This is a genomic window from Pantoea sp. ICBG 828 (assembly GCF_002928355.1).
In the GTDB taxonomy this organism is placed as follows: domain Bacteria; phylum Pseudomonadota; class Gammaproteobacteria; order Enterobacterales; family Enterobacteriaceae; genus Pantoea; species Pantoea dispersa.
Window position 1 is genome coordinate 314318 of sequence record NZ_POWN01000004.1, and the last position, 15684, is coordinate 330001.

14 protein-coding genes are annotated in these 15684 nt (G+C 58.5%); 13 read left to right on the forward strand and 1 reads right to left on the reverse strand.

Annotated elements, in window-relative coordinates:
* Positions 1-83: 83 nt before the first annotated feature.
* Positions 84-1115 (reverse strand): 16S rRNA (guanine(1207)-N(2))-methyltransferase RsmC, encoded by a 1032-nt coding sequence (gene rsmC, locus C1Y43_RS11955; protein ID WP_104188325.1) that lies wholly within the window; start codon positions 1113-1115, stop codon positions 84-86.
* A 106-nt stretch (positions 1116-1221) separates the two neighbouring features.
* Between rsmC and C1Y43_RS11960 the strand changes: the two genes are divergently transcribed.
* The 13 genes from C1Y43_RS11960 to C1Y43_RS12020 all read left to right on the forward strand — a co-directional run bounded on the left by C1Y43_RS11960 (position 1222) and on the right by C1Y43_RS12020 (position 15629).
* Positions 1222-1632 (forward strand): DNA polymerase III subunit psi, encoded by a 411-nt coding sequence (locus C1Y43_RS11960; RefSeq protein ID WP_031279565.1) that lies wholly within the window; start codon positions 1222-1224, stop codon positions 1630-1632.
* On the forward strand, positions 1604-2044 hold the full coding sequence (gene rimI, locus C1Y43_RS11965) for a ribosomal protein S18-alanine N-acetyltransferase (RefSeq protein ID WP_104188327.1): 441 nt from the start codon (positions 1604-1606) through the stop codon (positions 2042-2044). The genes C1Y43_RS11960 and rimI overlap by 29 nt, the downstream gene beginning before the upstream one ends.
* 20 nt (positions 2045-2064) lie before the next feature.
* On the forward strand, positions 2065-2745 hold the full coding sequence (yjjG, locus tag C1Y43_RS11970; RefSeq protein WP_021506777.1) for a pyrimidine 5'-nucleotidase: 681 nt from the start codon (positions 2065-2067) through the stop codon (positions 2743-2745).
* Between the two features lie 865 nt (positions 2746-3610).
* Entirely contained in the window at positions 3611-4207 is a 597-nt protein-coding gene (locus C1Y43_RS11975; protein ID WP_031279568.1) for an SH3 domain-containing protein, read from the forward strand.
* 22 nt (positions 4208-4229) lie between these two features.
* On the forward strand, positions 4230-4727 hold the full coding sequence (gene tssJ / locus C1Y43_RS11980) for a type VI secretion system lipoprotein TssJ (protein ID WP_021506780.1): 498 nt from the start codon (positions 4230-4232) through the stop codon (positions 4725-4727).
* Between the two features lie 8 nt (positions 4728-4735).
* Positions 4736-6076: a type VI secretion system baseplate subunit TssK gene (tssK, locus tag C1Y43_RS11985; protein ID WP_058771443.1), complete on the forward strand. Its 1341-nt coding sequence runs from the start codon at positions 4736-4738 to the stop codon at positions 6074-6076.
* Positions 6077-6095: 19 nt separating this feature from the next.
* Entirely contained in the window at positions 6096-7337 is a 1242-nt protein-coding gene (locus C1Y43_RS11990) for a DotU family type VI secretion system protein (RefSeq protein WP_021506782.1), read from the forward strand.
* A gap of 3 nt (positions 7338-7340) precedes the next feature.
* The gene (gene tssM, locus C1Y43_RS11995) at positions 7341-10970 is read left to right on the forward strand and encodes a type VI secretion system membrane subunit TssM (protein ID WP_104188329.1); all 3630 of its coding nucleotides are present in this window, start codon (positions 7341-7343) and stop codon (positions 10968-10970) included.
* 14 nt (positions 10971-10984) lie between these two features.
* On the forward strand, positions 10985-11698 hold the full coding sequence (gene tagF / locus C1Y43_RS12000) for a type VI secretion system-associated protein TagF (RefSeq protein WP_021506784.1): 714 nt from the start codon (positions 10985-10987) through the stop codon (positions 11696-11698).
* Between the two features lie 17 nt (positions 11699-11715).
* The gene (tssA, locus tag C1Y43_RS12005) at positions 11716-12726 is read left to right on the forward strand and encodes a type VI secretion system protein TssA (protein ID WP_166718433.1); all 1011 of its coding nucleotides are present in this window, start codon (positions 11716-11718) and stop codon (positions 12724-12726) included.
* Between the two features lie 79 nt (positions 12727-12805).
* Positions 12806-13333, forward strand: a complete 528-nt coding sequence (gene tssB, locus C1Y43_RS12010; RefSeq protein ID WP_021506786.1) for a type VI secretion system contractile sheath small subunit — start codon at positions 12806-12808, stop codon at positions 13331-13333.
* 2 nt (positions 13334-13335) lie between these two features.
* Positions 13336-14832, forward strand: coding sequence for a type VI secretion system contractile sheath large subunit (gene tssC, locus C1Y43_RS12015; RefSeq protein WP_021506787.1), 1497 nt, complete (start codon positions 13336-13338; stop codon positions 14830-14832).
* 314 nt (positions 14833-15146) lie between these two features.
* Complete coding sequence (locus tag C1Y43_RS12020) at positions 15147-15629, forward strand: type VI secretion system tube protein Hcp (RefSeq protein ID WP_021313206.1); 483 nt, start codon at positions 15147-15149, stop codon at positions 15627-15629.
* The last annotated feature ends 55 nt before the right edge of the window (positions 15630-15684 follow it).

Genomic DNA, 15684 nt, shown 5'->3' on the forward strand with positions numbered 1-15684 from the left:
TGCGTCAACACATATTTTGCGACGGTGAAACGACTGCTGCAAAAAGCAACGTTTTCCCCGTCGCATCGCGGATTTTACTACGCTTAGCGCGCTTTCGCGCCGCGGCCATATACGGCGCGATACACTTTGAAGCGGCCGGTCTGCGCCAGCACTTCATGGTTACCGAAGGTTTCATCCAGCACCTGCGGATAAGGCAGGAAGGCGTTGGCCACGATGCGCAGCTCGCCGCCGCTGTTTAGATGCTTCACCGCACCGCGAATCAGCGTGTGGGCGGCATCAAGGCTGGTTTGCAGACCATCATGGAACGGCGGGTTAGAGATGATCAGATCAAAACGGCCGCTGACGTCCGAGAACACGTTACTGGCAAACACTTCGCCTTCCAGGCCGTTAGCGGCCAGCGTGGCTTTACTCGCCTCGATGGCGGCGGCGTGCACATCGCACAGCCACAGCCGGACTTTCGGCGAATGCTGCGCCAGCGCGGCGGCTAATACGCCACTGCCACAGCCGATATCCAGCACTTTGCCTTTGGTGTGCGGCGTAAGAGTGGAAAGCAGCAGATCGCTGCCGATATCCAGCCCGTCGCGGCTGAACACGCCTGGCAGGGTATGAATGGTGAGATCGTCCAGCTGATAGCGATTGCCGAACGCGCTGGCGTCAAAGCTGGCCTGCTGCGTCAGCTGGCCGTGATACAGCCCGCAGCGGCGCGCGCTGTCGATCTTCTCCAGCGTCGCCCAGTTCTCCAGCATGCCTTCGGCGCTGCGCACGCCGCTGCGGTTTTCACCGACGACAAAAATATCGCAGCCCAGCGGCAGCAGCGACAGCAGGTTTTGCAGCTGGAACTGCGCTTCCGGTTTGTTCTTCGGCCAGAAATAGACCAGCGTGTCGCAACCGGCTACGTCGGCCGCACCGGCCACCAGCCCGTACACTGCCCGTTCACCGAGGCGACGGCTGAGGTTCTGCCAGTGATGGTACTGCTGAGTGTGCACGCGGCTCGACGCGGTCTCCAGCTGGGCGGGCAGGTCATCCTGCAGGTCGCCGGCGAACAGTACGTGGCGGGCGGTAAATTCATCACTGTGGCGCAGAATCACTTCGCTGGCCGGGGTAAAAGCAGACATGGAACGCTCCTGTTAAATCAGAGCGGCGATTATAGTGCTTTGTTGGCGCATGTTCGATGGGTTTGCTAGCATAGCGTCGCATTCTGGCAGGATTACAGGTAACAGCATGAGCACAAGGCGCGACTGGCTTCTACAGCAAATGGGGATTACGCAGTATCAGCTGCGACGTCCGCGCGTGCTGCAAGGCGAAATTGCCGTCACGCTAACGCCGGACACGCGGCTGGTGCTGGTCGCTGAGCAGGCGCCGGATCTGCAGGAGCCGCTGGTGCGCGACGTACTACGGACGCTGAGCATTCAGCCGGGGCAGGTAATGACGCTGACGCCAGAACAGCTGCCGATGCTGCCGGAGCAGGTCGACTGTGCTGGCTGGCTGCTGGGCGTGACCAGCGATCATCCTTTTAACGGCATCACGTTCACCAGCGCCGTTTTCAATGAATTAATCAGCAGCGGCGCGGCCAAACGCGCGCTGTGGCAACAGATGTGTAACCATGACAGCCATCTCTTTCATCACCCCTGATTTACAGCCGCGGCTGCTGGAGATCGAGCGCCACGCGCATGCGTTTCCGTGGAGCGAGCAGACCTTTGCCAGCAATCAGGGCGAACGTTACGTCAATCTTTGCCTGCACGCGGACGGCCAGCTGGCCGGCTTCGCCATCACCCAGGTGGTGCTGGATGAAGCGTCGCTGTTCAACATCGCGGTCGATCCCGCGTTCCAGCGCCGCGGCTATGCGCGTCAGCTGCTACAGCAGCTGATTGCCGAACTGGAGCAGCGTGCGGTGATGACGCTGTGGCTGGAGGTACGCGCCTCCAATCAGCCCGCCATTGCGCTGTATCAGCAGCTGGATTTTCATCAGGTCAGCGTGCGGCCAAACTACTATCCCACCGCCAGCGGGCGCGAGGATGCCATCATCATGGCGCTCACGCTCTGACGTTATTCAAAAGGGGCACTATGTTAAACGACTGGGACTGCATCCTGTTCGATGCGGATGACACACTTTTCCACTTTGACGCCTTCGCCGGCCTGCAGCGCATGTTTGCCAGCTACGACGTGCACTTCAGCGATCAGGATTACGCTGATTATCAGGCCGTCAACAAACCGCTGTGGGTCGATTACCAGAACGGCACCATTTCAGCGTTACAGCTCCAGACGCGCCGCTTCACGCTGTGGGGCGAAAAACTGCGCGTGGCGCCGGAAGTGCTTAACAGCGACTTTCTTAATGCGATGGCCGAGATCTGCCTGCCGCTGGATGGCGCAGCCCGCCTGCTGGATACGCTCAAGGGCAAGGTAAAAATCGCTATCATCACCAACGGTTTTACGGCGCTGCAGCAGGCGCGCCTTGAACGCACCGGTTTCCGTGACTACTTTGACGCGCTGGTGATCTCCGAACAGGTGGGCGTACCCAAGCCGGACGCGGCGATTTTTGACCATACGCTGCAGCTGCTGGGCAATCCCGATCGCCGCCGGGTATTAATGGTCGGCGACACGCCGGAATCGGATATTCTCGGTGGTATGAATGCCGGCGTGAAAACCTGCTGGATCGATCACGGCACGCGTCCGCTGCCGGCGCACATCACGCCCACCTGGCAGGTGAAAACCTTGCCTGAGCTGCAATCTATTCTGACTGCTTAACAATCCCGATACCTGCTATTTTAGCGAATTAAACCAGTCTGGTCCGCCTGGCTGGTTTTTTTCACTGCCAGTTTGTCTTTATCACCCCTTTTTCACCGCCTGCCTGGGTTTTATCGCGCGCAGACAAAATGCGTGCCGCTCAGCGCCATTTTTTTTATGACAATTTTTAATGATCGCGCGAGCAAAATTTCATCTTTCATTTACAATCTTTCACAGTTTTAATGGATTGCTAAGAATAGTCTTAGGTTTACGGGCAAAAGTGACGCAAATTTGCATTAAAAATATTTGTTAACCTTTACTGAACTAATTTCCTCTGCTAGCGGCGCGTTGAAATTTTGTCAGGCTTCTGTAAACTTCCGTCAGACATTAACAAATGGATTGTGATTGCATGCTCACGGGCAGGTTTTACCTGGCTCGTGCGGTAGCTATGATGTTTCCAGTCTTTTATATGTTGTTGATATATCTCAATAAATAGCAATACTGTCAGCGAATGCCGTAAGTTGTTGCTGTTATCCTCTTAATCGTTACCGATTAACCAGATTCATTGAACGTGATAGTTTTTAACCCAGGGATGGCATAAGAGAAACCGAGGTTTGGCTGTGGTCGACCCCTTCGCTTAGCAAAAATTGATCATGTTGCTGATCGTTTGTGAAACGATCAGAATTCTTCCGACATCATCCCTGTCACTAATGTTGCATTTATAATACTTAATTCAGACTGATCAATTTTTGCCTCGCTGGCGCGATGCGTTAGCCACACTCATTAAAGGGTCAACTTTTTAACTGGTACTGAATCGACGCCGGCTCCAGCCGTGCGCACGGTTCATTTTGCTCTTAACCGGCCTCTGGCCACTTTTTAGGCGTTAATGGAACTAAACATGAAGAAAATGGTGAATCTCCGTATGGCGTTGGGCCTGATGTTTGTTTTCGCAGTGGCTGGCTGTAAAGCACCGCCAAAGATGACAGACGACACTATTGTCAGCAGCACCGTTGACGGCGTCACGCTGTCGCACCGTTATGCCGTCCAGCCGCCGGCACAGTTCAGCCCGGTGAACGAAGCTTATCGCGCGCTCTATCCGGCTTCGATCATGACCCGCCCCAGCTTCGGCGGCAAAGTGGTGGATACGCTGAAAAGCGGTGAAACCTACACCGTGATTGGCCAGGTTGAAAACAACTGGCTGGCACTTGGCGAGTCGGCGCAGGCCGCAGACGAAGCGCAGCCTGAGACTGCACCGGCCGATGACAAAAAAGCGCAGCAGCCAGCGGCTCAGCCTGCGGTACAGCTGATCGGTTATGTCCCGTTCCGCGCGGTGGTGAAAAGCGCGCTGTATGAGCAGACCATCAAAGCGGATCAGCCGAAGCGTCGCGCCCGCGCCAGCAGCAAGAAAAAGACCTGCGTCGCGGTGGATGGCGACAGCAAAGCGTGCCAGAACAGCAACAGCGGCACCTGGATCATCAACTAACACGGTAAGCAGGGAGGGCTGAATGATGACGATGATTTCTCTCCGCCGCGCCGGATTACTGCTGCTGGCTTGCCTGCTGGCCGCCTGCAGCAGCAACAGTCCGGCGCCGGTTGCACGCTACAATCTCGACTTTCAGGCGCATCCGCAGATCAACGCGGGTGCGCCGCTCAAAGTCCGGGTGATGTTGCTGACCTCCGATGCGGAATTCATGTCCGCTGATTTCTACTCCCTGCAGAACCAGCCCGCCACCGCGTTGGGCAGCACGCTGCTCAACAATCAGCAGTTCTTCCTGATGTCAGGTCAGCTGAGTAAAACCCTCAGCGCGAAAAGCCTGCCGGAAGCGCGCTTCATCGGCATCATGGCCGAATATCAGGCGCTGGACGGTAAAGTCTGGCGTCTTGCGCTGCCCTTCCCGGATGGCGACGACAGCGCATTCTGGCAGTTCTGGAAAAATAACGATGGTGAGTTGAATGCCCGCGTCGTTGCGGATATCAACGGTCTGCGCGTGGTTAAGCAGTAAGGATGCCTATGAACCGAGCCGAAAAGGTTGTCTGGACCGAGGGGATGTTTCTGCGCCCTCATCATTTCCAGCAGTCGGAAAATTTTCTACACAGCACCCTGCGCGAGTGGGGGCAATCGCAGCGCGCCTACACCTGGGGTTTTTTTGATCTCGAATTTGATGAAGCGCTGCTGCGCCAGGGAAAACTGGCGCTGAGTGCCGCCAGCGGATGTCTGCCTGACGGCACCTTTTTCTCTTTCAGCCAGCCACAGCACGGTCCGGCCCCGCTGGATCTGCCGGCGAATGTCGATCGCAGCAAAGTGGTGCTGGCGATCCCGGCCCGGCGCAACGGGCGTGAAGCGGTGGCGTTTCAGGAGACGCAGGATTCACTGGCGCGCTATCTGGCGTGGGAAGCCGAAGTCGAAGATGACAACGCTCAGGCGGTCGGCGCTGCCACCGTTCAGTTCGGCAAACTGCGCCTGCGCCTGATGCTGGAACAGGATCTCACCGCGGAATGGACGGCGATGGGCGTGGCGCAGGTGATTGAAAAACGCAGCGATAACCACGTGCGCCTCGATACCGATTACATTCCGCCGATGCTGACGCTCAACGCCAGCCGGCCGCTGCAGAGCATGCTCAATGACCTGCACGGCCTGATTCAGCAGCGCAGCCAGCAGCTGAGTCAGCGCACGCCGGGCACTGGCCGCTTTAACAGCGCCGACATGGTCGATTTTATGCTGCTGACCTTACTCAACCGTCAGCTTGGCCTGCACGCACACTTACAGCATCTGCCGCTGCTGCACCCGGAAACGCTCTACAGTCACTGGCTGCAGCTGGCTGCTGAATTGAGCAGCTGGATGCCGGCGCGCACCCCGGACGCGCTGCCGCTGTATGACCATGACGATCTGTACAGCTGCTTTACCCGCTTAACGCTGCTGCTGCGCCAGGGACTGTCGCAGGTGATGGAAGAGAGCGCCATCCAGCTGCCGCTGACGCAGCGCTCGCACGGCCTCAACGTGGCCACGGTGCCGGAAAGCAGCATGGTGCGCGAGTTCGGCTTTGTGCTGGCGGTCAAAGCCAGCGTGCCAGCCGAGGCGCTGAAAACCCACTTCCCGGCGCAGATGAAAGTCGCGCCCGTTACCAAAATCCGCGATCTGGTACAGCTGCAGCTGCCGGGACTGGCGCTGAAAGCCATGCCGGGCGCGCCGCCGCAAATCCCGTGGCATGCTGGCTACAGCTATTTCGAGCTCGATAAGAACAGCGAGCTGTGGCAGGAGATGGAGCGCTCAGGTGCCTTTGCGCTGCATCTGGCCGGTGAGTTTCCGGGCCTGAACATGGAGTTCTGGGCCATTCGTAGTCAGTCAGAATAATCAAAACTGAGCACGCCGCATGATGCAGGAACAACAGAAACCGAACAGTGACGTCACACAGCAGGATGTCAGCCATCAGAATGTGCTGGTCGCCGCGGCGAATCCGCTGATTAACGCGATCCCGCAGATTCGCCACTCCGTCTCGCACGACGATCCGGCGCGACTGCGCCAGCAGCTGATCGATCAGATCCGTCGCTTTGAGCTCAGCTGCCAGCAGTCGGGGCTGAGTTATGAAGTGATCGTCGGCGCGCGCTACTGCCTGTGCACCGCGCTGGATGAAGCGGCGGCGCTGACGCCGTGGGGCAGCCGCGGCGTGTGGACCAGCAACGGCCTGCTGGTGACGTTTCACAATGAAACCTGGGGCGGTGAGAAGTTCTTTCAGCTGCTGGCAAAGCTGTCGCAAAACCCGCGTCAGCACATCCTGCTGCTGGAGCTGATCTATTTCTGTCTGCTGCTCGGCTTTGAAGGGCGCTACCGCGTGCTGGATAACGGGCGTTCGCAGCTGGAAACCATCAAACAGCGTCTGCTGCAGATGATCAAAAGCGTGCGCGGCAGTTACCCGGCGGCGCTGTCACCGCATCCCACCGATCAGCCGGTGCTGCGCAAGCTGTGGCGGCCGATGATTCCACTGTGGGCCTGTGCGGCGGTGGCCGGCTTTGCTGCCTGCCTGTTCTACATCGTCCTGAACTGGCGTCTCGGCGACTACACCTCGCCGGTGCTGGCCAGCATCTATCAGACCGCGCTGCCGGAAGTCAAAATCAGCAATCCGGCACCGCCGCCGCCCGCCACGCTGAACCTGAAAGCGTTCCTCAAGCCGGAAATTGATGCCGGCCTGGTGGCGGTGCGCGATGAAGCCGACCAGAGCGTGGTCACCCTGAAGGGCGATGGCCTGTTCGCCTCGGCATCCACCGAAGTGCGTGGTCGCTACGATGCGGTGATTCAGCGCATTGCCGCCGCGATGAATAACGTCAGCGGGAAGATTCTGGTGATTGGCTACAGCGACAACGTGCCGATTCGCAGCGCCCGCTTCGCCTCCAACTATGAACTCTCGCTGGCGCGCGCACAGTCGGTGCAAACCCTGCTGCAGCAGCAGCTGGCACAACCGTCGCGGGTTAAAGCCGAAGGGCGTGGCGAAAGCCATCCGCTGGTGCCGAACACCAGCGCGGAGAATCGCGCCCGCAACCGTCGCGTAGAAATTACTCTGCTGGTCGCGCCGGATGCGACGCAAGCGGAACTCAACGGCCTGGCGAGAGGGAACTAATCCATGCTGAATATGCTTTTTGCGGTGCTGACCAGCCGCCTCGCCTGGGGTTTTGTCGGCATTACCGCGCTCTCCTTTATCATCTGGGTGATTGGCCCGGTGTTTTCCATTGTCGACTCGCGGCCGCTGGAGCCAGAGCAGAACCGCATCATCAGCATTGCGCTGCTCTATCTGGTGTGGGGGCTGAGCCAGGCGATTCCGCGCCTGTATAACTTCTGGCTCAACCGCAAACTGATGTCGAGCCTCGAAACCAGCAAAAGCGATGCGCCGGAGCAGGACCGCAAACGCCTGACCAATGAAGAACAGGTGCTGGCGAGCCGTTTCTCCGAAGCCACCGACATGCTGAAAAAAGCGCACTTCCAGCGCGCCAGCAGCAAGGGCGCGCCTTTCTGGGCGCAGCGCTTCAGCCATCAATACCTCTACCAGCTGCCGTGGTACATGATCATTGGCGCTCCGGGTGCCGGTAAAACCACCGCGCTGGTCAACTCCGGGCTGCAGTTCCCGCTGGCGGACAAGTTCGGCAAAGCGGCGCTGCGCGGCATTGGCGGCACGCGCAACTGCGACTGGTGGTTCACCAACGAAGCGGTGCTGCTGGACACCGCCGGCCGCTATACCACCCAGGAGAGCCAGCAGGAGCGCGACGCCAGCGAGTGGCATCATTTTCTCGACCTGCTGCGCAAATATCGCGGCCGTCAGCCCGTCAATGGCGTGATTGTTACGCTCAGCGTGTCCGATTTACTGACGCAATCGCCGGAAGCGCAGCGCAATCAGGCGATCGCACTGCGTCAGCGGCTGATGGAGCTGCACGATCGCCTTGGCATTCGCTTCCCGGTTTATGTGCTGGTCACCAAAACCGACCTGCTCAAAGGTTTCCGCAGCTACTTCGCTTCGCTGGATAAAACCCAGCGCGAGCAAATCTGGGGCTTTACCTTCCCGTGGGCGCAGGCGTCGACCGCAGAGTTTGAGCTTAACAGTCAGTTTCAGCAGGAGTATTCACTGCTGCAGCAGCGTCTGGATGCCGGCCTGGCCGATACGCTGTTAGCGGAAAGCGATGCGCAGGCACGGGCGGAGAGCTATCTGTTCCCGCAGGAGTTCGCTGCGCTGCGTCCGCTGCTGGCGGAGGCGCTGGATACGCTGTTTGCCCGCTCTGATTTCGAAACCCAGTTCGCGCCGCGCGGTATCTATTTCGCCAGCGGGACGCAGGAAGGGCTGCCGTTTGACCGCGTGATGGGCGAGCTGAGCCGCGCCCTGCATCTGCCGGGACAGCACAGCGGTGAGTCCGGCAGCTGGGACCAGGTCGACAAAGAGTCACCGATCCCGCCGAACAAAGGCCAGAGCTTCTTCCTGAAAGGCGTGCTGGAAAATGTCATCTTCCAGGAGTCGGGCCTGGCGGGCAGTAACCGCTGGTGGGAGCTGCGCAATCGCGCCGGATTGTGGTCCGGCTATCTGGCGCTGCTGGTGCTGGTACTGATTGCCGGAGCGCTGTGGCTCACCAGCTACAGTAAAAACAAAGCCTATTTACAGGAGATGGCGGGTAAAACGCCGCAGGTGGAACAGCTGGGACAACAGCTGGAACGCCAGGGCAATGGCGATCTGTTTGCGCTGGTGCCGTATCTCAACACGCTGCTGCAGCTGCCAAAAAGCGCCGACTTCTCGCTGGAAGATCCCCCGCTGACGCGCCGCATGGGCCTGTATCGCGGTACCGAAGTCAGCGACGCCACGCGCACCCTGTATGACAAAGCGCTGAGACAGCTGCTGCTGCCGCAGGTGGCGCAAAACATCACCCGCTGGCTGCGTAATGACGACGGCAGCGATGCGGACTACAGCTACGAAGCGCTGAAAGCTTACCAGATGCTGTATCAGCCAAAACATTATGACGGCAAATTCCTGCATGCCTGGCTGATGCTGAATATTAGCCGCGAACTGCCGCAAAACGTGACGCAGCAGGAAGTGAAACAGCTGGCGTGGCATCTGCAGCAGCTGCTGGAGACACAGATTCAGTCCTCGCCGTACGCGAAGGATGACGCGCTGGTAAAGCGCGAGCAGGCGCTGATTAACCAAATGCCGCTGTCGCAGCGCGTCTACGGACGTCTGAAGCGCCTGCTGCAGCGTGACGGCAGCCTGCAACCGGTCACCCTCGCGGCGCTGGGCGGGCCGCAGAGTGAGCTGGTGTTTTCACGCAAAAGCGGCAAATCAGTCAATGACGGCGTGGCCGGCCTGTTCACGCCAGACGGTTACTGGCAGCACGTTGATAAACAAATCGCACCGGTCACGCAGGCGCTGTTTCAGGATGATGTCTGGGTGCTGGGCGGCGTTGCGTCGCCGGAGAACAGTCAGCAGACCGACCTCGCGGTGCGCCAGCTCTACGTGCAGGATTACATCCGCCAGTGGGAGCAGTTCCTCAGCGATATCCAGCTCAACAGCAGCGCGGATTTGTCGCAGCGCATCAACACCGCACGTCTGCTGTCGGGCAACCACTCGCCGCTGCGCCAGCTGGTGGTTAACCTCAGTAAGCTGCTGACGCTGAACCGCGCACAGCCGGATGAGCAAAGTGCCCAGGCACAGCCGGCGACGGGCAACAGCGCCACGCGCACTTTAGAAGCGCTGTTCAGTTCCTCCAAAGCCAGCGCAGCGCCGGGCCAGGGCGCAGCCCAGCAGGCACCGGAGCAGGCGGTGGCGGTGCACTTCGCGCCTGTGCTGGAGCTGGCACAGCCGCTGCAGCAGGGCAGTAAAGTGCTGGCGGTGGATGATTTTCTGCATCAGATCGACGATCTCTACCGCTACCTGACGGCGGTGCAGGACGCCGCCAACAGTGGCATGCCGCCGCCTTCCGGCGATGCCATCAGTCGTCTGCAGGCCAGCGCCGGCCGCTTACCGGGCTCGCTGCAGAATATGGTTTCCAGCATGGCCGTGGGCGCCAGCAGCGATGCACAGCGCCGCGATATGGATAACGTGCGCAAGCGCATCACCATGGAAGTGGGCAGCTTCTGCCGCCAGGCGATTGCCGGCCGTTATCCGCTGGTGCGCAATGCGCGCAGCGAAGTGACGCCGGACGATCTCGCGCGCATGTTCGCGCCGGGCAGCGGGCTGATGGACAGCTTCTTCCGCGACAATCTGGCCAGCAAAGTGGATACCACCAACGCGGCGTGGCGTTTCACGCCAGGCATCGACGGCAAAACGCTGCCGGGCGGTGAGGCGCTGCTGCGTCCGTTCCAGCAGGCGCAGTCGATTCGTGATGCCTTCTTTGCTAACGGGGCGACCACGCCGTCGTTCCGCGTCACGCTGCGTACGGTGAAAATGGATAACGACATTCTCAACCTGACGCTCGACGTCGATGGCCAGATTCTGCGTTACAGCCACGGCCCGCAGGCGGTGCAGATGGTGAGCTGGCCCGGACCGGGCGGCACCAGCCAGGTGCGGATGCAGCTTGGTCTGACCAACGGCACCACCTCAACGCTGGTGACCAGCGGTCCGTGGGCGCTGAACCGCTTCTTCGATCGCGCTCGTTTAACCGCGGTCGGTGGCCTGACCCGCGAGGCCAGTTTTAACGTCGATGGCCATCAGGTCACGTTGTCGTTCACCCCTGGCAGTATTCGTAACCCGTTCCAGCTTCCCGGCTTTAGCTGCCCCTGAAACAGGACCTGATAATGACTCATTACGCAGCACCCGGCTGGTACGGCAAATTGCCCAGCTCGGGTGACTTTGTGAAGCGACGCTTCCCCGATGTGCTGTACCGGCAGTGGTCGAACTGGTTTCAGGTCGGACTGCATCACTGGCAAACCAGTGAAGAGAGTAAAAACGCCCCGTCGCGCGCCTTTCTCAAAGCGCCGGTGTGGAATTTTGTCGTGCCGCCGATGCTCGGCAGTCAACTGATCCAGATGGGCTGCCTGATTGCCGCCCGCGACAGCGTCGGCCGCAACTATCCGCTGTGCGCGCTGCGCCATTTTACTCCTGCCGAGTGGTCACCGGCGCTGCTGGCCCGCTCGGGCGAGTGGTATCAGCAGGTCGGCAATATGCTGCTGCGCGTGGTGCAAAACGGCGGTACGCCAGAGCAGCTCGACCAGGCGCTGCTGAGTATTCCGCAGCCCCAGCAGCCGCAAACTGACGGCGAACAATCGGACATTTTACAGGTGATTGGCGACGGCGAGCCGTCAACGCTCAACTGGAAACTGCCGGGTGACAGCTTCGACCCGCAGTTTTACACCAGCTTCTGGTGGACAAACCAGAGCGACGGTTTCCCGCTTTACACCCAGGTGCACAGCGGCAACTTCACCGCACAGCTGTTCTCACTGCTGTTCGACCCGGCCGGCGGGGCAAAACCCGGACGAAACGGACTTTATCCTCCGATGTTTGAATCCTGAGGCCAACCGCTATGACGATGAATATTGACGCGCTGCTGGCGCCGGTCAGCAGTGATAACCCCTGCGGCGACAACCTGGAGTATCACGCGGATTACCAGGCGATGGAGCAGGCCAGTACCGGTAAAGCCGAACAGCAGTTTGGCGAGACCATTATCCCGGCTGAATCAGCGGACTGGAATAAAGTCGAAAAGCTGGCGATTGACTTGCTCAGCCGCAGCAAAGACCTGCGAGTGATGTTAGCGCTTACTCACGCCTGGACCGAGCTGAAAGGGCTGCCTGGCTATGCGCAGGGGCTGAAGCTGATTGAGCAGGCGCTGCTGCTGTACTGGGAGCCGCTGTGGCCGCGACTGGAAGAGTACGGCGAACAGGATCCGTTTTACCGCATCAATGCGGTGGCGCTACTGGGCGATAAATCAGCGCTGAGCAGCGCGGTACGCCAGAGCTGGCTGCTGCGCTACGCCTCGGATGGCATCACGCTGCGCGATGCCGCAGCGCTGTGCGACGGCAGCAAGACCGAAGTCGCGGACTATCCTGGCGGTCTGCCGCGCCTGACCGATGAGCTGGCGCGCGGCGAGCAGCCCGGTATTGAAGCGGTGCTACAGATAAGTGAGCGTTTGCAAACTATTACCGAAACTCTGACAGAACAGCTGGGGGAAGCGGCGGTGCCGGAGCTGTCGCAGCTGCGCAGGCAGATCGCCATGATCGCCGAACGCTGTCAGGCCACTGACCTCAGCGCGCTGCAGCCGGCCGCGGTAACAGAGCCGCCGCCGGAACCGAGCGTCGCCGCGCCCGCCGCAGCGGTTCGCACGGCTGACTGGCGCAGCGTGCAAATCAGTTCGCGCGCCGATGCGCAGCTGATGCTGGAGAAGGTGAAGCACTACTTTGCTCAGCACGAACCCAGCCATCCGGCACCGCTGATGATCGACCGCGTACAGCGGCTGATTGAACTCGATTTTATGGACATCATCCGCGATCTGGCGCCAGACGGCGTGCATCAGCTGGAAAATATCTTTGGACGCCGCGACTAAGCGAGCGTAACAACTCAACGCAGCGAGACCTGCGCGCCTCCTGCGAAACTTTACCCGCGCACCCTTAATGGAGAAAACCATGGCACCAACGAAATCCAGTGGGCAGAAGTTCATTGCCCGCAATCGCGCGCCTCGCGTTCAGATTGAATATGACGTGGAAATTTATGGCGCGGAACGCAAAATTCAGCTGCCGTTTGTGATGGGCGTCATGGCGGACCTGGTCGGTAAACCACTCGAGCCGCAGGCGAGCCTTGATGAGCGTAAATTCCTGGAAATTGATATCGATAACTTCGATGAGCGCATGAAAGCGCTGAAGCCGCGTGCGGCGTTTCAGGTGGATAACACGCTCAACGGCGAAGGCAAACTTAACGTCGAACTGACCTTTGAGAGCATGGACGATTTCTCACCGGATGCGATTGCCCGCAAAGTTGAACCGCTGAGCAACCTGCTGGAAGCGCGTACCCAGCTTTCGAATCTGCTGACCTACATGGACGGCAAAAACGGTGCGGAAGAGCTGATCGGTAAGATTCTGCAGGATCCAACGCTGTTGAAAGCGCTGACCCATCTGCCGAAGCAGGATGAAAGCGCTGAAGGTAAGGAGGAGTAATCATGACCCAGTCTTCGCATCAGCAGCAACAGGGCGCTTCGCACTACAGCGAGAATGAACTCAGCGCCCTGCTGAACAAAGAATTTCGTCCAACCAGCGATCAGGCGCGTGCAGCCGTCGAAAGTGCTGTGAAGACGCTGGCGCAGCAGGCGCTGGAAAACACCGTCACCATCTCGAATGATACCTATCGCACCATTCAGGCGCTGATCGCTGAGATTGACGACAAGCTGTCACAGCAGATCAACCAGATTATTCATCATGAAGAGTTTCAGCAGCTGGAGAGCGCGTGGCGCGGTCTGAGCTACCTGGTAAACAACACCGAAACCGACGAGATGCTGAAAATCCGTTTCATGAGCATCTCCAAGCAGGAGCTGGGACGCAGCCTGAAGCGTTTTAAAGGCGCTGGCTGGGATCAGAGTCCGCTGTTTAAGAAGATTTATGAGCAGGAGTACGGTCAGTTCGGTGGCGAACCGTTTGGCTGCCTGGTGGGCGATTACTATTTCGATCACAGCCCGCAGGATGTGGAGCTGCTGGGCGAAATGGCGCGTATCAGCGCGGCGGCACACTGCCCGTTCATCACCGGTACAGCGCCAACCGTCATGCAGATGGAATCATGGCAGGAGCTGGCGAACCCGCGCGATCTGACCAAAATCTTCCAGAACACCGAATATGCCGCCTGGCGCAGCCTGCGTGAATCGGAAGATGCCCGCTATCTCGGCCTGGTCATGCCGCGCTTCCTGGCGCGCCTGCCGTATGGCATTCGCACCAATCCGGTGGATAGCTTTGATTTTGAAGAGCAGACCGATGGCTCAAATCACAACGGCTACACCTGGAGCAACGCCGCCTACGCCATGGCAGCCAACATCAACCGTTCGTTCAAAGAGTACGGCTGGTGCACTGCGATCCGGGGCGTCGAGTCTGGCGGTGCGGTTGAAAACCTGCCGTGCCACACCTTCCCGAGTGATGACGGCGGCGTAGACATGAAATGCCCGACGGAGATTGCCATCAGCGATCGTCGTGAAGCCGAGCTGGCGAAAAACGGCTTTATGCCGCTGGTGCACCGCAAAAACTCCGACTTTGCTGCCTTTATTGGTGCGCAGTCACTGCAAAAGCCTGCGGAATACCATGATGCCGATGCGACCGCCAACGCACGTCTGGCTGCACGCCTGCCGTATCTGTTTGCCTGCTGCCGCTTCGCGCACTACCTCAAGTGCATCGTGCGCGACAAGATCGGTTCATTCCGCGAGCGTGATGAAATGGAGCGCTGGCTGAACGATTGGGTGATGAGCTACGTCGACGGCGACCCGGCGAACTCGTCACAGGAAACCAAATCGCGTAAGCCGCTGGCTGCCGCCGAGGTGAGCGTGGAAGAGCAGGAAGATAACCCGGGCTACTACGCCGCGAAATTCTTCCTGCGTCCGCACTACCAGCTGGAAGGCCTGACGGTGTCACTGCGTCTGGTATCGAAACTGCCTTCACTCAAATCGAATGAGAATTGATTAACTGCATCAGGCCGTCATGTATGGCGGTCTGAATGCTCACAAAGCTTTGCAGTTAACGTGCAGACGCAAAACGCTTATTTGCGAGCCGGCTCCACGTTTCGATATTAATATCGAAGAAGTAAAGGATTCACTATTTTTTATTGCTCCATCCAGTGGGACAATAAAAACACTCTCTGAATAAACCATGTAGCGATATTCAGAAAACGAGGCAGAGGTAAAATATGGACTGTTTTATTCAGCCCCATGCTTTCCTGTTTGCCATAACGATGCTTTATCAAAGCAGAACGTAAATCAAGCAAGAGAAGATAATTATGGCTATTGATATGTTTTTAAAAGTTGATGGTGTGACCGGCGAGTCTAAAGACTCCAACCACACCGGCTGGACCGATATTACCTCTTTCAACTGGGGTGCTAACCAGCCGGGTAATATGTCTGTTGGCGGCGGCGGTGGTGCAGGTAAAGTAAATTTTGCTGACCTGAGCGTAAATGCACTGATTGACAAATCCACCACTGCAATCCTGAAAAATTGCGCCAGCGGTAAGCATATCAGCAAAGTAGAGCTGTCCGTATGCAAAGCAGGCGGCACGCAGATTGAATACGCACGTATCACACTGGAAGATGTGCTGGTGTCAAAAGTTGATTATACCGGTGCTGCTAATGGCGATACCCTGAGCGTGACTTACGCGTTCCAGGCTGCCAAAGTGAAACAGCAATACTGGGAGCAGAGCTCTTCAGGTGGTAAAGGCGCTGAAAGCAGCGCTGGCTGGAACATCAAAGAAAATAAAGAAGCGTAATTGCTTTATTAAGCGGCCCTGCGGGGCCGCTATAAATATTTCAGAATGCTTATCT

Excerpts from the sequence above, each read along its gene's own strand:
- tssK (WP_058771443.1), top strand. The coding sequence starts at position 4,736 with ATGAACCGAGCCGAAAAGGTTGTCTGGACCGAGGGGATGTTTCTGCGC.
- C1Y43_RS11990 (WP_021506782.1), top strand. The coding sequence starts at position 6,096 with ATGATGCAGGAACAACAGAAACCGAACAGTGACGTCACACAGCAGGAT.
- C1Y43_RS11960 (WP_031279565.1), top strand. The coding sequence starts at position 1,222 with ATGAGCACAAGGCGCGACTGGCTTCTACAGCAAATGGGGATTACGCAG.
- C1Y43_RS11975 (WP_031279568.1), top strand. The coding sequence starts at position 3,611 with ATGGAACTAAACATGAAGAAAATGGTGAATCTCCGTATGGCGTTGGGC.
- tssB (WP_021506786.1), top strand. The coding sequence starts at position 12,806 with ATGGCACCAACGAAATCCAGTGGGCAGAAGTTCATTGCCCGCAATCGC.
- tssJ (WP_021506780.1), top strand. The coding sequence starts at position 4,230 with ATGATGACGATGATTTCTCTCCGCCGCGCCGGATTACTGCTGCTGGCT.
- yjjG (WP_021506777.1), top strand. The coding sequence starts at position 2,065 with ATGTTAAACGACTGGGACTGCATCCTGTTCGATGCGGATGACACACTT.
- rsmC (WP_104188325.1), bottom strand. The coding sequence starts at position 1,115 with ATGTCTGCTTTTACCCCGGCCAGCGAAGTGATTCTGCGCCACAGTGAT.
- tssA (WP_166718433.1), top strand. The coding sequence starts at position 11,716 with ATGAATATTGACGCGCTGCTGGCGCCGGTCAGCAGTGATAACCCCTGC.
- rimI (WP_104188327.1), top strand. The coding sequence starts at position 1,604 with ATGACAGCCATCTCTTTCATCACCCCTGATTTACAGCCGCGGCTGCTG.
- tssC (WP_021506787.1), top strand. The coding sequence starts at position 13,336 with ATGACCCAGTCTTCGCATCAGCAGCAACAGGGCGCTTCGCACTACAGC.
- C1Y43_RS12020 (WP_021313206.1), top strand. The coding sequence starts at position 15,147 with ATGGCTATTGATATGTTTTTAAAAGTTGATGGTGTGACCGGCGAGTCT.
- tssM (WP_104188329.1), top strand. The coding sequence starts at position 7,341 with ATGCTGAATATGCTTTTTGCGGTGCTGACCAGCCGCCTCGCCTGGGGT.
- tagF (WP_021506784.1), top strand. The coding sequence starts at position 10,985 with ATGACTCATTACGCAGCACCCGGCTGGTACGGCAAATTGCCCAGCTCG.